17 protein-coding genes and 1 tRNA gene are annotated in these 19125 nt (G+C 63.5%); 5 read left to right on the top strand and 13 right to left on the bottom strand.

Annotation, left to right across the window (positions count from 1 at the left end):
* Window positions 1-48: 48 nt before the first annotated feature.
* Entirely contained in the window at window positions 49-2694 is a 2646-nt protein-coding gene (gene mutS, locus BMI91_RS15885; protein WP_078605860.1) for a DNA mismatch repair protein MutS, read from the bottom strand.
* A gap of 117 nt (window positions 2695-2811) precedes the next feature.
* Here mutS and BMI91_RS15880 point away from each other — a divergent pair, with 117 nt between their 5' ends.
* Window positions 2812-5079, top strand: a complete 2268-nt coding sequence (locus tag BMI91_RS15880; RefSeq protein ID WP_078605859.1) for an NADP-dependent malic enzyme — start codon at window positions 2812-2814, stop codon at window positions 5077-5079.
* A 39-nt stretch (window positions 5080-5118) separates the two neighbouring features.
* Here the strand turns inward: BMI91_RS15880 and phoB are convergent, their stop codons facing one another.
* From phoB to tsaD, 11 genes are all read right to left on the bottom strand, one after another.
* On the bottom strand, window positions 5119-5811 hold the full coding sequence (gene phoB / locus BMI91_RS15875) for a phosphate regulon transcriptional regulator PhoB (RefSeq protein WP_078522678.1): 693 nt from the start codon (window positions 5809-5811) through the stop codon (window positions 5119-5121).
* Between the two features lie 14 nt (window positions 5812-5825).
* Entirely contained in the window at window positions 5826-6515 is a 690-nt protein-coding gene (phoU, locus tag BMI91_RS15870) for a phosphate signaling complex protein PhoU (protein ID WP_152844554.1), read from the bottom strand.
* 14 nt (window positions 6516-6529) lie between these two features.
* Entirely contained in the window at window positions 6530-7327 is a 798-nt protein-coding gene (gene pstB, locus BMI91_RS15865; RefSeq protein ID WP_078522679.1) for a phosphate ABC transporter ATP-binding protein PstB, read from the bottom strand.
* 15 nt (window positions 7328-7342) lie between these two features.
* Window positions 7343-8695, bottom strand: a complete 1353-nt coding sequence (gene pstA, locus BMI91_RS15860) for a phosphate ABC transporter permease PstA (RefSeq protein WP_078605858.1) — start codon at window positions 8693-8695, stop codon at window positions 7343-7345.
* The gene (gene pstC / locus BMI91_RS15855; RefSeq protein WP_078605857.1) at window positions 8692-10173 is read right to left on the bottom strand and encodes a phosphate ABC transporter permease subunit PstC; all 1482 of its coding nucleotides are present in this window, start codon (window positions 10171-10173) and stop codon (window positions 8692-8694) included. Before pstC ends, pstA begins: the two co-directional genes overlap by 4 nt.
* An 81-nt stretch (window positions 10174-10254) precedes the next feature.
* Complete coding sequence (locus BMI91_RS15850) at window positions 10255-11295, bottom strand: PstS family phosphate ABC transporter substrate-binding protein (protein ID WP_078551035.1); 1041 nt, start codon at window positions 11293-11295, stop codon at window positions 10255-10257.
* A gap of 131 nt (window positions 11296-11426) precedes the next feature.
* A complete protein-coding gene (locus BMI91_RS15845) occupies window positions 11427-11954 on the bottom strand; it encodes a CbiX/SirB N-terminal domain-containing protein (protein ID WP_158522188.1) in 528 nt (175 codons plus the stop codon).
* Window positions 11955-12359: 405 nt separating this feature from the next.
* On the bottom strand, window positions 12360-12782 hold the full coding sequence (locus BMI91_RS15840) for an EVE domain-containing protein (protein ID WP_078605855.1): 423 nt from the start codon (window positions 12780-12782) through the stop codon (window positions 12360-12362).
* A complete protein-coding gene (locus tag BMI91_RS15835; protein ID WP_078605854.1) occupies window positions 12782-13051 on the bottom strand; it encodes a YciI family protein in 270 nt (89 codons plus the stop codon). The genes BMI91_RS15840 and BMI91_RS15835 overlap by 1 nt, the downstream gene beginning before the upstream one ends.
* 1 nt (window position 13052) lies before the next feature.
* Complete coding sequence (locus BMI91_RS15830) at window positions 13053-14009, bottom strand: NAD(P)H-dependent glycerol-3-phosphate dehydrogenase (protein ID WP_078602430.1); 957 nt, start codon at window positions 14007-14009, stop codon at window positions 13053-13055.
* Complete coding sequence (tsaD, locus tag BMI91_RS15825; protein WP_078605853.1) at window positions 14006-15100, bottom strand: tRNA (adenosine(37)-N6)-threonylcarbamoyltransferase complex transferase subunit TsaD; 1095 nt, start codon at window positions 15098-15100, stop codon at window positions 14006-14008. The genes BMI91_RS15830 and tsaD overlap by 4 nt, the downstream gene beginning before the upstream one ends.
* A 184-nt stretch (window positions 15101-15284) precedes the next feature.
* Between tsaD and BMI91_RS15820 the strand changes: the two genes are divergently transcribed.
* Window positions 15285-15899 (top strand): uroporphyrinogen-III synthase, encoded by a 615-nt coding sequence (locus tag BMI91_RS15820; protein WP_158522187.1) that lies wholly within the window; start codon window positions 15285-15287, stop codon window positions 15897-15899.
* 61 nt (window positions 15900-15960) lie between these two features.
* Here BMI91_RS15820 and BMI91_RS15815 read toward each other — a convergent pair whose 3' ends face one another.
* Window positions 15961-16509, bottom strand: a complete 549-nt coding sequence (locus BMI91_RS15815) for a hypothetical protein (RefSeq protein ID WP_146684127.1) — start codon at window positions 16507-16509, stop codon at window positions 15961-15963.
* Window positions 16510-16522: 13 nt separating this feature from the next.
* Between BMI91_RS15815 and BMI91_RS15810 the strand changes: the two genes are divergently transcribed.
* From BMI91_RS15810 to BMI91_RS15800, 3 genes are all read left to right on the top strand, one after another.
* Window positions 16523-17467 carry a COG4223 family protein gene (locus BMI91_RS15810; protein ID WP_158522186.1) on the top strand — a complete coding sequence of 315 codons (945 nt, stop codon included), beginning with the start codon at window positions 16523-16525 and terminating at the stop codon, window positions 17465-17467.
* Between the two features lie 10 nt (window positions 17468-17477).
* The gene (locus tag BMI91_RS15805; RefSeq protein ID WP_078605849.1) at window positions 17478-18995 is read left to right on the top strand and encodes a heme biosynthesis protein HemY; all 1518 of its coding nucleotides are present in this window, start codon (window positions 17478-17480) and stop codon (window positions 18993-18995) included.
* A gap of 52 nt (window positions 18996-19047) precedes the next feature.
* Window positions 19048-19123: transfer RNA gene (locus BMI91_RS15800), tRNA-Thr, on the top strand.
* The last annotated feature ends 2 nt before the right edge of the window (window positions 19124-19125 follow it).

Below are 19125 nucleotides of genomic sequence, written 5' to 3'. Positions count from 1 at the left end.
TGGGGGCGCTGCCCCCAGACCCCCGGGATATTTTCCCCAAAACGAAGATCACTCCGTGAGAAGCGCGCGAAGCTCGTAGAGGGCGTTGAGCGCGTCTTTCGGTGTCATATCGTCTGGAATGAGGGCTTTCAGCCGCTCTTCCAACTCCGACGGACCGGCGGGCGCGGCGGCCGGTTGCGGTGTGTTAGACACTGAAAACAGCGGCAGATCGTCGATCACCGCCTGTTTCTTGCCGCCACCTTCGCGTTCGCCCTTCTCCAGCGCATCTAGCACAATCCGGGCGCGTTCCACGACGGAATGCGGAAGCCCGGCGAGGCGCGCGACCTGAACACCGTAGGAGCGGTCGGCGGCGCCTTTGCGAACCTCGTGCAGGAAGATCACCTCGCCTTCCCACTCCTTCACCGCGACGGTCGCATTTTCGACGCCGTCGAGCTTGGCCGAAAGCGCGGTCATCTCGTGGTAATGCGTCGCGAAGAGCGCGCGGCAACGGTTGGAGGCGTGCAGATGCTCCATGACCGCCCAGGCGATCGAGAGCCCGTCATAGGTCGCGGTGCCGCGGCCGATCTCGTCGAGGATGACCAGAGCGCGGTCATCGGCCTGATTGAGGATCGCGGCGGTTTCGACCATCTCGACCATGAAGGTCGACCGGCCCCGTGCCAGATCGTCCGCCGCACCGACACGGCTGAAGAGTTGGGACACAAGGCCGATATGGGCGGATTTCGCCGGAACGAAGCTGCCCGCTTGGGCGAGAAGCGCGATCAGGGCGTTTTGACGCAGGAAGGTCGATTTACCGGCCATGTTGGGACCGGTGAGCAGCCAGATCGCGGGGGTCGCGCCCTCGGTCAGTTCGCAGTCATTCGCGATGAAAGGCTCGCCGGATTTCTTTAGCGAGGCTTCGACGACCGGATGTCGCCCGCCTTCGATCTCGAACGCGTGGCTGTCATCGACGGTGGGTTCTGTCCAGTCTTCGTTGCGGGCGAGTGTCGCGAAAGCGCTGGCGAGGTCGATTTCGGCAAGTGCGCGCGAGGCCTCATTGATCGGGCCCGCGCGGTCGAGAATTCCCTGTCTTAGGCTAGAATAGAGCCTTTTTTCGATCTCAAGCGCATGATTTCCGGCATTGAGAATCCGGGTTTCGATCTCGCTCAGTTCGACGGTCGTGAAACGCACCTGGTTTGTGGTGGTCTGACGGTGGATGAAGCGTTCCGACAGCGGCGGGGCGAGCATCTTCTCGGCATGGGTGGCCGTGGTTTCGATGAAGTAGCCCAGCACGTTGTTGTGCTTGATCTTCAGCGAATTGATGCCCGTGGCCTCGATGTATTCCGCCTGCATTTTCGCGATCACGCCGCGGCCCTCGTCGCGCAGCTGGCGCGTCTGGTCGAGATCCTCGTCGTAGCCCGCCGCAATGAAGCCGCCATCGCGCGCAAGAAGCGGCGGCTCCGCGATGAGCGCCGCATCCAGAAGGGCGGTTAGATCGTCGTGGCCCGTGAGCGCCTTGGCTGCCTCGGCGAGAAGTGGTGGGGCCTCGACGGCTGCAACGGCTTCGGCGATCCGCTCGGCCTGCTCCAACCCGTTGCGGATCGCGGCCATGTCGCGCGGCCCGCCGCGGTCGAGGGCGAGGCGCGACAGTGCGCGATCCATATCGGGGCAGCGCTTCAGATCGGCGCGGATATCTTCGGCAAATCGACCCTGTTCCAGCAGAAAACGCACGGAATCGTGCCGTGCATGGATCTCGCTCAGGTTCCGGGACGGGGCGGAGATCCGGCGTTCGAGAAGCCGTGCCCCGCCAGCCGTCACGGTGCGGTCGATGGCGTTGAGGAGCGAGCCCTCGCGTCCGCCCGACAGAGCCTGCGTCAGCTCCAGATTACGCCGCGTGGCGGCGTCGATCTGCATCGCCGCGCCGCTGTCTTCATGCACGGGACGGCGCAGCAGGGGCAGCTTCCCTTTCTGCGTGATCTCGAGGTAATCGACGATCGCCCCCATCGCGGCCATCTCGGCGCGGGTGAAGCTGCCGAACGCATCGAGCGACCCGATGGAATATAGCGACAGAAGCCGCGTCTCGGCGGCCTGACTGTCGAAGCTCGCACGCGACAAGGGCGTCATTGCAGCTCGCATATCAGAGACTATTTCGGCGCAATCGGCCTCTTTCGCCTCGCTGACCAGAACTTCTCGCGGCGCGAGCCGGGCAAGCTCGGGGCCCAGTCGCGACAGCGGGCAGGGCGTCACGCGGAACTCGCCGGTGGAGATATCGACCCAGGCGATCGCGGCCTCGTCACGCACTTCCGCCCAGGCGGCGAGGAAGTTGTGGCGGCGCGCCTCCAGCAGGCTTTCCTCGGTCAGCGTACCGGGCGTGACCAACCGCACCACATCGCGTTTCACGACGGATTTCGAGCCGCGCTTCTTCGCTTCGGCCGGGTCCTCCATCTGCTCGGCAATCGCCACGCGGAAGCCTTTTCGGATCAGCGTGAGCAAATAGCCCTCGGCCGCGTGCACGGGAACGCCGCACATCGCGATGTCCTCGCCCATGTGCTGCCCGCGCTTGGTCAGCGCGATATCGAGGGCGGATGCGGCATCGACCGCGTCCTGAAAGAACATCTCGTAGAAATCACCCATCCGATAGAACAGGAGCGCGCCCGGATTGGCCTCCTTGATCCCCAGATACTGTTCCATCATCGGTGTGACGGTCGGCTTGGCCATGTGCCCCCCATTTGCTGGTCGCGCGACCCTACAAAACCCCGGATTCGGGCGCAATTCCGTTGAGTGACGGATCACGGGACGTTAAACGGGTTCGGACCTGCAGGAGGAGCCGGCCCAATGCCCAGCAAGAACCGTATCACGCCCGAGGAGGCCTTGGCCTATCACCTCGACCCGCATCCGGGGAAATACGACATCACCGCGTCGAAGCCCATGACATCGCAGCGCGATCTGTCGCTGGCCTACAGCCCGGGCGTTGCCGTGCCGGTGGAGGCAATCGCCGAGAACCCCGAACTGGCCTACGATTACACTGTGAAGGGGAACATGGTCGCCGTGATCTCGAACGGCTCGGCCATTCTGGGGCTTGGCAATCTCGGGGCGCTGGCCTCGAAACCGGTGATGGAGGGCAAGGCGGTCCTCTTCAAGCGTTTCGCCGACGTGAACGCGATCGATATCGAGCTGGATACCGAGGATGCCGACGAGATCATCAACGCGGTGAAGCTGATGGGGCCGACCTTCGGGGGGATCAACCTCGAGGATATCAAGGCGCCGGAATGTTTCATCATCGAGCAGCGGCTCAAGGAGCTGATGGACATTCCGGTGTTCCACGACGATCAGCACGGCACGGCGGTGATCTGTGCGGCGGGGCTGATCAACGCGCTGGAGCTGTCGGGCAAGAAGATCGAAGACTGCAAGATCGTGCTCAACGGCGCGGGCGCTGCGGGCATCGCCTGTCTGGAGCTTGTGAAGGCGATGGGCGCGAAGCATGACAATTGCATCATGTGCGACACCAAGGGCGTGATCTATCAGGGGCGCACCGAGGGCATGAACCAGTGGAAATCGGCCCATGCGGCGGTGACCGATGCGCGCTCGCTCGAAGAGGCGATGGAGGGCGCGGATGTGTTCCTCGGCGTGTCGGCCAAGGGCGCGGTGACGCCCGAGATGGTGCAGTCGATGGCCGACAATCCGGTGATCTTCGCGATGGCGAACCCGGACCCGGAGATCACGCCGGAAGAGGCGCAATCGGTGCGTCCCGATGCGATCGTGGCGACGGGGCGGTCGGACTATCCGAACCAGGTGAACAACGTCCTCGGCTTCCCCTACCTGTTCCGCGGCGCGCTCGACATCCATGCCCGCGCGATCAATGACGAGATGAAGATCGCCTGCGCCAACGCCTTGGCGGAACTGGCGCGCGAGGATGTGCCCGACGAGGTCGCGATGGCCTATGGGCGCAAGCTCAGCTTCGGGCGCGATTACATCATTCCGACGCCCTTCGATCCGCGGCTGATCCACGTGATCCCGCCGGCGGTGGCGAAAGCCGGGATGGATACCGGTGTCGCGCGGCGTCCGATCATCGACATGGAAGGCTACGCCCAAAGCCTGAAAGCCCGGATGGACCCGACCGCGTCGATCCTGCAGGGCATCCAGAGCCGTGCGCGTCAGGCTCAGGCGAAGATGATCTTTGCCGAGGGTGATGACGAGCGGGTGCTGCGCGCCGCTGTGGCCTATCAGCGCTCCGGCATGGGCGAGGCGCTGGTCGTGGGCCGTGAGCAGGACGTGAAGGAAAAGCTCGAAGCGGCTGGCCTGGGCGATGCCTATCGCGAGCTGCGCGTGGTCAATGCGGCCAACTCCAAGCATACCGAGACCTACAAGGACTTCCTGTATAAGCGCCTGCAGCGGCAGGGTGTGGACCGCGAGGATGCGCATAAGCTGGCGACGCGCGACCGGCATGTCTTCGCGGCGCTGATGCTGGTGCATGGGCATGGCGACGCGATGGTCACGGGCGCGACCCGGAAATCGGCGCATGTGTTGGAGCTGATCAACAAGGTGATCGACGCGAAGCCCTCGGATGGTGCTGTCGGGATCACCGCCCTGCTGAACAAGGGTCGCGTGGTGCTGATCGGCGATACGCTGGTGCATGAATGGCCCGACGAGAACGATCTGGCCGATATCGCGACGGCGGGCGCGCATGTCGCCCGCGGTCTGGGCCTCGAGCCGCGCGTGGCCTTCTGTTCCTTCTCGACCTTCGGCTATCCGGTGTCGGAACGGGCCACGAAGATGCATGTCGCGCCGAAGGTGCTCGACGCGCGCGGGGCGGATTTCGAGTATGATGGCGAGATGACCGTCGATGTGGCACTCAACATGGATCAGATGAAGAACTATCCGTTCTGCCGTCTGACCGGCCCCGCCAACATTCTCGTCGTGCCGGCACGCCATTCGGCCTCGATCTCTGTGAAACTGATGCAGGAGATGGCGGGCGCCACCGTGATCGGCCCGATCCTGACCGGGACGAGCCACGCGGTGCAGCTGTGCTCGACCACGTCGACGGTGAACGACATCCTCAACATGGCGGCGCTTGCCTCGTGCAAGCTGTGCCTGAAGGACTGAATTGAAAAGGCGCGCGGTGATCCGCGCGCCTGTTTCGCTTTATCCCAGCGCGTAGCCCGTGCCGCGCACCGTGCGCACCGGATCATCCCCGCCATTGGCCATCAGTGCCTTGCGCAGCCGCCCGACATGGACGTCGATAGTGCGGGTGTCGACATAGATGTCGCGGCCCCAGACCCGGTCGAGCAGTTGATCGCGGGTCCAGACGCGGCCCGGTTTTTCCATCATCGTCGAGAGCAGCCGGAACTCGGTCGGCCCGAGTTTCAGCGGTTGGCCGTTGCGGAAGACGCGATGTTCCTCGGCATCGAGGATGATGTCCTCGAAGCTCAGCCGCTCGCCCATCGTCGCGGGCCGCGTGCGGCGCAGCTGGGTGCGGACGCGCGCCATCAGCTCGACGACCGAATAGGGTTTCACGACGTAGTCATCCGCGCCGGTCTCGAGGCCCCGCACCCGGTCCACCTCTTCGGAGCGTGCCGAGAGCATGATGACAGGAATGTTGCGGGTCTCGGAATTGGCCTTCACGCGGCGGCAAATCTCGATGCCCGAGACGTTGGGCAGCATCCAGTCCAGCACGATCAGATCGGGCTTCTCTTCCTTCAGGAACAAGAGGCCCTCGTCTCCGTTCTCCGCCATCACTACGCGAAACCCTTCGGCTTCGAGGTTGTAGCTGAGAACTTCGCGCTGGGCGTTTTCGTCTTCAACCACAAGGACACAGGGTTGTTGGGCTGGCGACATTTCTCAGGTCTCCGTCACATTACGCTCGAGCTTTTCGGGCGCGCGTCTTCCGGCATTTCGCCGGTCACGAGGTAGATCACCTGCTCGGCGATCGTCGTCGCATGGTCGCCCATCCGTTCGATATTCTTCGCGATGAAATGCAGGTGCATGCAGGGCGTGATGTTGCGCGGGTCTTCCATCATGTAGGTCAGGAATTCGCGGAACAGCGCGTTATACATCTGGTCCACTTCAAGATCGCGCTCGCGCACATCGGCGGCCAGTTTCGGGTCGCGCTGGATATAGGCGTCGAGCGCGTCTTTCAGCATCGCCTCCGTCGTCCCCGCCATGCGGCGGATCGCGGTCGCGGTGCCGCTGATCTGCGGCCCGTCGGACAGAACCTGCGTGCGCTTGGCGATGTTTTTTGCGTAATCGCCGACCCGCTCGAGGCTCGCCGAGATCTTGATGACCGAGAGCGCCATGCGCAGGTCGCGCGCGGCGGGGGCACGCAGGGCGATCAGGCGCGCGGCTTCTTCGTTGATCTTCTCTTCCAGCTCGTCGACGGCACGGTCGCGGGCCCGGATCTGCTCGGCCAGTTCGAGATCGCGCACTTCGAGGGCGCGGGCGCTTTCGAGAATCTGTTCCTCGACGAGGCCGCCCATTTTGACGACCAATGCCTGCACCGCCTCAAGGTCGCGGTCGAAGGCGGAAAGAATGTGCTCGCTCATGATTATTAGCCTCCTCAGCCGATACGGCCGGTAATGTAGCTTTCCGTCCGGCTGTCGGACGGGTTGGTGAAAATCTTGTCCGTGTCGTCGTATTCGACGAGGTTTCCGAGGTGGAAGAACGCGGTCTTCTGACTGACGCGTGCGGCCTGCTGCATCGAGTGCGTCACGATCACCACCGAGAAATTCGCCCGAAGTTCGTCGATCAGCTCCTCGACCTGCGCGGTCGCGATCGGGTCGAGCGCCGAGCAGGGCTCGTCCATCAGCAGCACTTCCGGCGAGGTCGCCACGGCGCGTGCGATGCACAGGCGCTGTTGCTGACCGCCCGAAAGTCCGGTGCCGGGCGCGTGCAGGCGATCTTTCACCTCGTTCCACAGCGCGGCCTTGCGCAGCGAGTCCTCTACCACCTGATCCAGCTCGGCCTTGTTCTTCGTGAGGCCGTGGATTTTCGGCCCATAGGCCACGTTGTCGTAGATCGACTTCGGGAAGGGGTTCGGTTTCTGGAACACCATGCCGACCTTGGCGCGCAGCTGCACCGGATCGACGCGCTTGTCGTAGATGTCTTCGCCGTCGAGTTTGATGTCGCCCTCGACGCGGCAGATATCGATCGTGTCGTTCATCCGGTTCAGGCAGCGCAGGAAGGTCGACTTCCCGCAGCCCGACGGGCCGATGAACGCAGTTACGGTCTTGTCGAGAATGTCGACATCGACGTCCTTGATCGCGTGGGTGTCGCCGTAATGGACCTGCACGTTGCGTGCGGTGATCTTGATGTCGTCAGTGGTCACGGCTCTCTCCGTCAGGCTCATGTCTTCCATATTTCTCGCGCTCCCTTACCAACGACGCTCGAATTTGCGGCGCAGGATGATGGCGATGATGTTCATGCCCAGAAGGAAGATCAGCAGAATGATGATACCTCCCCAGGCGCGTTCGTAAAATGCCGGGTCGGCGCGCTTGGCCCATTCGTAGATCTGCGCGGGCATGGCCGAGTTGGGCGAGACGAACCCGTCGAGGAACCCGTCCGGCGAGTTGGTCGCGATATAGCCCACCATCCCGATCAGCAGGAGCGGTGCGGTCTCGCCCAGAGCCTGCGCCAGGCCGATGATCGTGCCGGTCAGAATGCCGGGCATGGCCAGCGGCAGAACGTGGTGGAAGACGGATTGCATTTTCGATGCGCCAACGCCGAGGGCTGCGTCGCGGATCGAGGGCGGCACGGCTTTTAGCGCGGCGCGGGTCGAGATGATGATCGTCGGCAGGGTCATCAGCGTCAGCACGAGGCCACCGACCAGCGGGGCCGATTGCGGCAGATGCGCGAACTGGATGAAGACCGCGAGGCCGAGGATACCGAAGACGATCGAGGGCACCGCCGCGAGGTTCGAGATGTTCACCTCGATCAGATCGGTGAAGCGGTTCTTCGGTGCGAATTCTTCCAGATAGATCGAGGCCGCGACCCCGATCGGCAGGGCAAGCACCAGCACCACCAGCATCATGTAGAACGAGCCCAGCATCGAGATCCCGATCCCGGCCTGCTCGGCACGGCTGTCGGAGGCGTCGGCGCCGAAGATGAAGGCCCAGTTGAAACCTTTATGGATGATGCCCGCATCGCGAAGCTGATCGACGAGGTCGAGCTGCGCCACGGTGATGTTCTTGTCCTTGGCGATCTCGTCGCGATGCACGCGGCCCTTGAGGTAGCTGTCCACCCGCGACGAGGCGAGGATCTTGAAATCCACCGTCGTGCCGATCAGCGACGGGTCGGCGAGGACCGCGTCGCGCACCTGGCTCGCAGCCGAGGCCGAGATCAGGTTCTTCATGTCCTTCGCCTTGGCGAGATCGGTCGTCGCGCCGGATTTCTCCACCGCGTCGAGCAGAGCTTTCTCGATCAGCGGCTTGTAGGTGAAGGTTGTCGCCTTCTTCAGATCCTCCGGATCGCGGTTGCCCTTCTTGTCAAGCTTCGCGGCGTCCAGATAGACCGGCACCTCGACAAAGGTCTGCTGAAACGCGGTCGCGCCGTTGGAGACGATCGTCACCAGCAGGATCACGAGGAACGCGAGACCGATCCCGATCGCGCCGATGCCGAGTGCCTTGAAGCGTTTCTCGGAGGCGTTGCGGCGTTTCGTGCGCGCATCGAGATGATGCAGCGAACGCGTCGCGGGTTGGCCTGCGCCGTGTTGGGTCGCATCACTCATTCGTATTGCTCCCGGTATTTGCGCACGATGTAGAGCGCGAAGATGTTGAGCCCGAGCGTCAGGACGAACAGCGTCATGCCGAGTGCGAAGGCGACCAGCGCCTCAGGGGAGGCGAAATCGGCGTCACCGGTCAGCTGCGAGACGATCTTGGCGGTGACGGTGGTCATGGCGTCGAACGGGTTCATGCTGAGCCGCGCGGCGGCGCCTGCGCCCAGCACCACGATCATCGTCTCGCCAATGGCGCGCGAGGTCGCGAGAAGCACCGCGCCGACGATGCCGGGCAGGGCTGCGGGCAGGATAACCTGCTTGATCGTTTCGGATTTCGTCGCGCCGAGGCCGTAGGAGCCGTCGCGCAAGCTTTGCGGCACTGCGTTGATGATGTCGTCGGACAGCGAGGAGACGAAGGGGATCAGCATGATGCCCATCACCAGACCCGCGGTCATTACGGCCGTGCCCGCATGCATCCAGCCGCCATCGGCCATCGCCGCGGTCGGACCATTCGCGCCGAAGATCGACAGCAGGAACGGGCCCACGGTCAGCAGCGCGAAAAGGCCGTAAACGATGGTCGGGATACCGGCGAGCACTTCGAGCAGCGGTTTCACGACGCCGCGCACCGATTTGGTCGCGTATTCCGACAGGTAGACGGCGGCGAACAGCCCGATCGGCACCGCGACCAGAAGGGCCACCAGCGAGATGTAGAGCGTCCCCCAGAGAAGCGGCAAGATGCCCAGCTCCGATCCGCCGCCGAAGCTCGGCGACCAGGTCGTGCCGAAGAAGAAGTCGGTGATCGGATAGAGGCGGAAGAACTCGATCGTGTTGAAGACCAGCGACAGAACGATACCGATCGTCGTCAGGATCGCGATGGAGGCCGCGGCGATCAGCAGAACGCGCACGCCTTTCTCCACCGTGTTGCGGGCGCGGAAATCCTTGTTCGTGCGCAGGTAGGCGAAGGCAAAGCCCGCGATGGCTGCCAGCAGGACCAGTACCGTCATCGCCAGATCGCCCGTCGAGGTCATGCCGCGATAGGTCTGCGCCGCGTTCAGCGTCGCCGGATCGACACTGGAGCCGAGCGCGACCCCGACCGAGCCGAGAACCTCGCGCAGGTCCGTGGTTTGCAGATCGATATTCGCGGCTTGCCGTGCGCTCAGCGCGCCTTGGGCAATTGCGGTGTCGAGACCATCCGCGACGCGCCGGACATCGGACATCACGAGGCTCATGTTCGAGCCATCCAGCAGCGCCTCGGGGATCTCGGCGGAGACGCGGGTATTCACGATCAGCGGCTGCGCCACCATCCAGACCAGCAGCAGGAGAAGAGCCGGCACGGCGGTGAACATCGCGACGTTGAAGCCGTAGTAATTCGGCAGGCTGTGCAGAGACCGTCGGTCTTCGCCTGCCGAATGCAGCGCACGCATACGGCCCATCACGAAGCCGACGACTGCCAGCACGACCACGATCACAACGATCCACAAAACAGGCATTTCAGCCCCACCAGTTGAAAATAACCAAAAAGGAAAAAGGGGGCAGCGAAATATGCCGCCCCCTGAAGATAGCGGTCTCGATTACGAGCCCGAACCCATGGTCACTTCGTTCGACACGGCGTCCTGGGTCTTGGCCAGTTCCGGGTCAGCAACGAGGCCGTACTGAGCGAGCGGGCCGTCGGGGCCAGCGATCTCGTCGGAGACGAAGAACTCAGCGTATTCTTTCAGGCCGGGGATCACGCCGATATGCGCTTTCTTGACGTAGAAGTAGAGCGGACGCGACACCGGGTACTCGCCCGAAGCGATGGTCTCGGTCGAGGGCTCGACGCCCGACATGGTCGCGACTTTCAGCTTGTCGGTGTTGTTCTCGTAGAACGCCAGACCGAAGACGCCGATGCCGTTCGGGTTCGAGCCGATGCGGGCGAGGGTCTCGGTGTAGTCGCCGTCGATGTCGACAGCCTTGCCGTCGGTGCGGACTTCCATGCAGGCCTTGCCGGCTGCTTTTTCGTCCATGCCCGAAGCGATGAAGGCTTCTTTCGCGCCGGTCGCTTCACAGCCAGCTTCCAGAACCTTCTCTTCGAAGACTTCACGGGTGCCGTGCTTGGTGCCCGGGATGAAGGCGATGATGTCGGCATCCGGCAGGTCGGAGTTGAACTCGTTCCACTTGGCGTAGCCGTTGTCGACGATTTCGCCGTCCTTCAAGACCTTCGCGCCGAGCGCGTTGAAGATGTCCGAGGGGGTGAATGCGTTGAAGGCCGGGCCGTCTTTTTGCGACGCGAAGACGATGCCGTCATAGCCGATGCGGACTTCCATGATGTCGGTGACGCCATTGTCGGCGCAGGTCGCGACTTCTTTGTCCTTGATCTTGCGCGAAGCGTTCGCGACGTCGATCGTGTTTTCGCCAACGCCTTCGCAGAAGCGCTTCAGGCCAGCCGAGGAACCGCCCGATTCCACGACCGGGGTCGGGTAATCGAAGTTTTCGCCGAAGGCTTCGGCGACGATGGAGGCGTAGGGCAGCACGGTCGAGGAACCGGCGACCTGGATGTTGTCACGCGCGAAAGCGGCGGTGCCCGAAGCGGCAACGATCGCGATCGCGGAGGCGGCGAGGTTGAACGATTTCATAGATCACTCCCAGTGTTCTCAAATTTGGGCCGTCGAGTGGCCTCAGCGCGGTCCTAGGGGTCTTCGGTGACGCTTATGCAAACATTATGTAACAGCTATGTGACAATCTACGAGTCCGTGAAGGTTCGTGATCAGACACGCGAAACCGCCTGTGCAATCAGGACGGGAACCTCACGATGGGCCCCGATTTCGGGCAAAAGGTGCCCCCGATAGCTAGCTGCTTGCAAGGCCTCGGGAATATCGCCTGTCACATGTCCCGCCCGCAGCGCGAAGAAGGGCAGACACACGCCATCCGGGTGCGCGCGGGCCACATCTTCGAGGAACGGGGGCTCTTCGATCAAGGCCACATGAATCTCCGGCATCGCGGAATTGCGGCCCAAGGTTTCGGCCATGTCGTAAACCGAATTGCGCGATTTTCGCGATATTTTCGACCCGTGCGCTACGAGAATCAGGGGCGAGTCGGCTGGGATTCCCTTCGAAGCGCGGGCCTCAAGGATTACTCTGGTCAGCAGATCGGGCAGCGCAGGGTCGACGCCAAACGGCTCCAACTGGCGCGCTTGTGAGCCAGCCGCCGCCAGCCGCCGCGGAAGTTCGGTCTTGGTGAACCAGCCCTGCGCCATGAAATAGGGATAGATCACCGGATTATCGTGCCGCGCCAAGGCAGCCTCCAACGACCCGGGTTTTGCAAGGGTCGCCGCGTCTATCTTGCGGCCCGGCATCTCCTCCGAGACCTTATTGGCCAAGGAAAAGAGAGCCTTCTCCTGAATTTCAGGCTCGGACGGGGATCCATGGGCGACGAGAATGACCGGCTGCATGCCTCTAGATTAGCGCGGCAGCGCGCTATGGCAATCACGCGTTTGCGGCGTGAGTTTTCGGTTAACGCCCTGAATTTTAGGAATATTGTCCGTAGATGCCATTTGCGCGACCGCATCTTTGCATATACGCATAAGGCAGAGGCCAGGATGGCCAGACCCGAGATTTAGTTTCACGTGTGGTGCGTAGGGGTGCACGTGGGTGAAGGAGGGTTCTGGCTGGGGTGCCGGAACCCTCCTGTTTTATCCGGTTCAGGTCGGATCGGTCTCGCCCATCTCGCAGACGATCTTCCATTCCTCTTCGGTGACCGGCTGAACCGACAGCCGCATCGAGGTCACAAGCGACATCTCCGACAGGCGCGGCTCGCCTTTCACATCGGCCAGCGTGACCGGCTTGGTGAAGGGCCGCACCGCCTTGAGGTCCACGCAATCCCAGCGCGGATCGTCGGTGGTGGAATCCGGATGGGTCTCGGCCACGACCTCGCAGATGCCGACGACCTCCTTGCCGATATTCGAATGGTAGAACAGGCCGCGATCGCCGACCTTCATCTCGCGCATGTTGTTACGCGCGAGATAGTTGCGGATGCCGTCCCATTCCTCGCCCGCATCGCCCTTGGCGACCAGATCGTCCCAGGAAAACTTGTTGGGTTCCGATTTGAACAGCCAGTACCGCATCAGCCGATCACCTTTTTCCACGCCTTGACCTGCACATCCTCGAACAGCCCCGCCTTGGCATAGGGATCGTTCGCGGCCCAGTCCTGTGCGGCCTCGAGGCTCTCGGCCTCCACGATCACGAGCGAGCCGACCATCTGGTCATTCTCGAGAAACGGGCCCGCCATGAAGACAACGCCGGTCTCTTCGATATAGGCGAGGTGCTTCTCGCGGTTGTCCATCCGGGTTTGCAGGGCGCCGGGCTTGTCACGGCAGATCACGGCAAAATACATCTCATTCCTCCTTCAAGGGGCGGGCGAGCAGAGCCTGCATCGCCTCATCCACGCTGATTGACTGTTCGGTAAGCGCAAGAACCATCGCGGCGACCGGAATCTCCAGCTCGCGCGCATGGGCCAGCTTGTTCAGGGCCTTCGCGGTCGCGGCCCCCTCGACGGTAATCGAGGGATCGAAGACTTCGCCCGAGCCGATCGCGCAGCCGAACCGGAAATTGCGCGATTGCGTCGAGGTGCAGGTCAGCACCAGATCGCCGAAGCCGGACAGGCCCGACAGCGTCTCGGGCCGGGCGCCCAGTTCCGTCGCGATCCGCAGCATCTCGGCGAAACCGCGGGTCATAAGCGCGGCGCGTGCGGAATCCCCGAGCCCTGCGCCGATCACGGTGCCCGCGGCGATCGCATAGACGTTCTTCAGCGCGCCGCCGAGTTCCGCCCCGGTCGTGTCGGTCGTGCGATACAGCCGCAGCGTCGGCGTCGACAGCTCGGCCTGCAGCTCCTCGGAATGATCGGCGCAGGCCAGCGTAAGCGCAGTCGGCAGGCCGCGCGCAATATCTCCGGCAAAGCTCGGCCCGGTCAGCACGGCAGCCCGCACCCCCGGGACTTTCGCGCGGATCAGGGCCGTCGGCCCTTGGCCGGTAGAAAGATCGATCCCCTTGGAGCAGGAGACGAGGGTCTTACCCGTAAGCGTGTCGGAATGGGTGTCGAGAAACCCGGCCATCTTCTGCATCGGCATCGCGAGAAGTAGCGTCTCGGCCTGCAGTGCATCTGCGATTTCCGCCGAAACAGTGACGTTTTCGGGCAGTTTTACACCCGGAAGGCGGCGCGAGTTTTCACGGCTCTCGCGCATGGCCTGCACTTGCTCGGCATCGCGCGCCCAAAGGGTCACCGGCCCGTTTTGCGACAGCGTCACCGCCATCGCCGTGCCGAAAGCGCCCGCGCCCAGAACCGAAATACTCATGCCTTGGCCCCCTTCTTTCCCGATCCAAGAAGCGGGGCGGCGCTGCGATCCAGCGGCCAGCGGGGGCGGGCGGTCAGGTCCATCCCGTCTTGCGCGCCACTGCGGAATCTCTCGATCCCGGCCCATGCGATCATCGCCGCGTTATCGGTGCAAAGCTTCAAGGGCGGGGCCACGAAATCCGCGCCCATTTCACGTGAAACAGTCTCTAATCCAGCCCGAATGGCCTGATTTGCCGCGACACCGCCTGCGACCGCGAAGCCGGGGTTGGCGGGCGCGAGTTTCAGGTATTCCGCCAAGGCGCGCCGCGATTTCTCGACAAGAACATCCGCAATCGCCTGCTGGAAACCCGCGCAAAGATCGGCGCGGATCTGGCGCGGCAGCCCGCCATGCTCTGCCACCACCTGATCGCGGGCGCGCAGCAGCGCGGTCTTCAACCCGGAGAAGGACATATCGCAACCCGGCCGATCCAAAAGAGGCCGCGGAAAGGCAAAAGCCTTGGGATCGCCCTTGCGCGCCTCGGCCTCGACGGAGGGTCCGCCGGGTTGGGGCAGGGCCATCAGCTTCGCCGCCTTGTCGAAGGCCTCGCCCGGCGCGTCGTCGATCGTGCCACCGAGCCGCGAGAAATCCTCCGGCCCTTTCGCGATCAGGAACTGACAATGCCCACCGGAGACCAGCAGCATCAGATAGGGAAAGGCCAGCCCATCGGTCAGGCGCGGGGTCAGCGCATGGCCCGCCAAGTGGTTCACGCCAACCAGCGGCAGACCCGCCCCGGCGGCGAGGCCCTTGGCGCACATCACGCCCGACATCACCCCGCCGATCAGCCCCGGACCCGCCGTCACCGCGATGCCGTCAAGCGCGTCGAGCCCAAGCCCGGCCTCTTCCAGCGCCTCTTCGACGCAGAGATCGAGCTTCTCGGCATGGGCGCGCGCGGCGATTTCGGGGACCACGCCGCCAAAGGCCGCATGCAGATCGGTCTGCCCGGCGACGACGCTCGAGAGGATCTCCGGCTGGCCATCCGTCAGGCGCACGATCGCCGCTGCCGTATCGTCGCAGCTCGATTCCAGCCCGAGAAAGGTCAGCGTATCGGTCATCGGGGCGCCTGTTGCGTGGGTTATCCAACGCAGGTAACACCGGGGAAGCGTTCGCACAATCCCGGGGCGGTGGATGGACAGCCAGCCTGAGAGACCGATTCTCCTCGTCACGCGACCCGCCGTCGCGTCAGAGGGATTCGTCGAGGCATTCCGCAACAGGTTTGGGCAGGATTGGCCCGTCGTTATGTCTCCACTCACGGAGATTGAGGCGCTGGACGTACAGATCCCCGAGTTTCAGACTGCGATCTTCACCTCGCAAAATGCCGTGGCTGCTTTCCAGCGACTGGCTCAGGGACAGGGCCGCCGCGCCTATTGCGTGGGACAGCGCACGGCGCAGGCGGCGCGGGAGGCCGGGTTCGATGCGATCTCTGGACCGGGCGATGCGGAGGCGTTGAGCGAAATGATCGCGCAGCGGGAGCTCGGCGGAAAACTGCTCTTTCTTCGGGGAGAGCAGGTCGCATTCGATCTCGAAAACCGGCTGAATTCCGCCGGAATAGAGACTGAATCCGCGATCATTTACCGCCAGGTCTCACGTCCGTTGAGCGAGGAAGCGCAGGCGGTACTGCGCGCATCGCGCCCCGTTTTGGTGCCGATTTTCTCGCCAAACGCGGCGGATCGCTTCCTAAATTCTATGCCCGATGCGCCTAAGCCGCCGCTCTTTGTCGCAGCCATGAGCGAGGCAGTGGCGTCTCGCCTCAAAAGCGCTAGCTTGTGCCATCTGGAAGTTGCCCCGCATCCCGATGCGCAAGGGATGCTCGATGCGCTAGCCGTCTTGCTGCAAAGGCAAAAGGCGGGTTGAGCAGTCGCGGACTGACTTCTAAGTTGATGTGAACGCGCAATTTGGTGCGGCAGTGGAGGGCTTAGACGATGGCGAAACGGACAACCGGGAAATCTTCCGATACGAGCAAGCCGGAAGACGCGAAATCGACGACCGAGTCCGAGACCAAATCCGACGCAACCTCTTCGCAAACCCCGAAGGATAGCAAGGCCGCCACGACTCCCGAGGCGACGGACAAGTCGAGCGCGGCCGCGTCCAGCAAGCCTGCTACGGCATCGAAATCGAGCACGCCCGCGAAGTCGTCCCCCACGTCTACGCCTGCGACCAAAGCGGATACGTCCAAGAGCACGACCGGGACCGCCAAGCCGACCTCCACGCCGGCAATCAAGGCGGAGACGCCTGCGAAATCCGATGCGGCGCTGAAGTCCGATTCTGCGACTGCGAAGGCTGAGACGACCTCGACCCCGGCCACGACCAGTGCAAAACCGGAGGCCGAGCCGAAGAAGTCGACCGCAAGCGGCGCATCGGAAGATAAAGCGCAGGCCGAGAAGCCTGCGAGCGCCGCGACGACTAGCAGCGCCACAACCACCGATAAGACCCCGCCGAAAAGCGATACGGCAAAGGCGAACACCTCGCCCCAGCCGGTGATCGAAAAGCGCGGCGGGTTCGGATCTGCTTTCTTGGGCGGTGTGATTGCGGCTGTAATCGGGGCGGGCGTCGCGATCTGGGCGATCCCCAACCTGCCGCCGCAACTTTCCGGATGGCTGCCGACCGCGCCGGCCCCGGTGGACGAGGCGGCCATTCAAGCCAAGCTCGATGACCAATCGAAGCAAATCGGCCAACTCTCCGAAGAGATTGCGACCCTGAAATCGTCGCAGCCGCCCGCGCCGGATCTGTCGGGCGTTCAAGGCGCGCTCGATCAGGTCAATGCGGATATCCGGGCGAACAAATCCGCGCTGGAGGATCTGAAATCTCAGATCGCGTCGCTGCAGACCGACACTGGCGGCAGTGCGGCGCAAGCCGAGATCGAAGCAGCCGCGAAAGCCGCCGAAGCCCGGATCAAGGAAGCCGAAGCGCAGGCGCAGAACCTGAAATCGCAAAGCGAAGCGGCCGCCAAGGCGGCGATGACGCAGGCTGCGGCGGCGCGCGTGAAAGCGGCGCTGGATGCGGGCACGTCGCTTGACGCGCCGCTTGCCGATCTGCGCGACGCAGGTGTCGAAATCCCGGCGGCGCTCAATGGCGACATTCCGAGCCTTCAGTCGCTGCAATCGAGCTTCCCCGATTCCGCGCGGGCAGCGCTTCAGGCGGCGCGCCGCACCGAGACGGGCGGCTCGATCAGCGATCGCGTCGGCGCGTTCCTTCTGGCTCAGACCGGGGCACGCTCGGTCGCGCCGAAAGAGGGCAATAGCGCGGATGCGGTGCTGTCGCGGGCGCAGGCCGATGTCGACCGGGGGGCCTTGTCCGAGGCGCTCGACGAGATCGCGAAACTGCCCGACCCCGCGCAGGAGGCGATGTCCGACTGGGTGAACCAGGCGAAAGCACGGGTGGCTGCGCTCGACGCGGCCAACCAGCTTGGCGCGACGCAATAAGGAGACGGACATGATCTGGTCATTCATCAAAATCGCGCTGTTTCTGATTATCGTCGCCGCGGCGACCCTGGGCCTCGCGCATCTCGCCGAGATGACGGGCGGTCTGCGGATCACGACGCTCGGCATGGAATTCACCTTGGGCCCGCTGCAGGCGGTGATCGCGGCGATCATCCTTTTCATCGCGATCTGGATTGTGATCCGGGTCGTCGGTCTGGTGGTCGCCTTCCTGCGCTTCCTTGCGGGCGACGAAACCGCGATCACCCGCTATTTCGACCGGCATCGCGAGCGCAAAGGCTATCAGGCTTTGTCCGAAGGGCTGCTCGCGGCCGCATCCGGCGAGGGCAAGCTCGCCATGTCGAAAGCGGCGAAGGCCGAGCGCTATCTACAACGGCCGGAGCTGACCAACCTTCTCACTGCGCAGGCGGCGGAAGCCTCGGGCGACTCGAAGAAAGCGACCGAAGTTTACAAACGGCTCCTCGCCGATGACCGCACGCGGTTCGTGGGGATTCGCGGGCTGCTGCGCCAGAAGCTTGAAGAGGGCGATACCGAAACGGCGCTGAAGCTCGCGCAGAAAGCCTACGCGATCAAACCGCGTCACCGTGAAGTTCAGGATACGCTTCTGGGGCTGCAGACTGAGACGGGCGACTGGAAAGGCGCGCGGGAGATTTTGCAGGCGAAGATGCGCCAGGGCGAATTGCCGCGTGACGTGCATAAGCGCCGCGATGCTGTCCTCGCGCTGCAAGAGGCAAAGGGCGTCTGGCAGGAAGGTGCGAGCGTCGAGGCGCGCGAAGCTGCTATTTCGGCCGCCAAAGCGTCGCCCGATCTGGTGCCTGCCGTCGTGATGGCGGCGCGCGCCTATATCGACAAGGGCAAGAAAGGCGCGGCGGAGCGTATCTTGCGGAAGGCTTGGGAAGTGCGGCCGCATCCGGATCTTGCGACCGCTTTCGCGGAGATTACCCCGGATGAGACGCCGGAAGCACGGCTGAAGCGATTCTCGAAGCTGCTTTCGAGCCGTCCCGATCATGAGGAAACCCGCCTTCTGAAAGCGGAACTGAACATCGCGGCCGAAGATTTCCCTGCGGCGCGCCGGGCGCTGGGCGATCTCGTCGAGACACATCCGACGGCCCGATCGCTGACGATCATGGCGGCGGTCGAGCGCGGTGAAGGGGCGGAGGATGTCGTCGTGCGCGGGTGGTTGGCCCGGGCCCTGACTGCACCGCGCGGTCCGCAATGGTGCTGCGACAAATGTCAGAACATTCAGTCCGAATGGACGCCGATCTGTGACAATTGCGGTGGCTTCGACACGCTCAGCTGGCGCGAGCCGCAACAGGCGCAGTCGCCGCTGCCGCATGGGGCGGAGATGCTGCCCTTGATCGTGGGCAAGCCGAGTGCCGAACCCTCGCCCAAGAAAGAAGATGAAGCCGAAGACGCCCCCATTCAGGACGCGGAAATCGTCGATCCGCCGAAGGAGGAAGGCGAGGCTGCAAGTGCATCGAAGGAGACGCAAAGCGGAACTGCGACAGCTTGATCATTTTGGGGCTACACATCCCCGAAAGAGCATGGTAATCGCCCGCCACAGTGCCGGTGTAGCTCAGCTGGTAGAGCACGTCATTCGTAATGATGGGGTCGTAGGTTCGAGTCCTATCACCGGCACCACT

The sequence above is a fragment of the Thioclava sediminum genome, from assembly GCF_002020355.1.
GTDB classification, from domain to species: domain Bacteria; phylum Pseudomonadota; class Alphaproteobacteria; order Rhodobacterales; family Rhodobacteraceae; genus Thioclava; species Thioclava sediminum.
The sequence above is the reverse complement of the archived record's forward strand: the minus strand, read 5'-3'. Positions and strand labels throughout refer to the sequence as shown.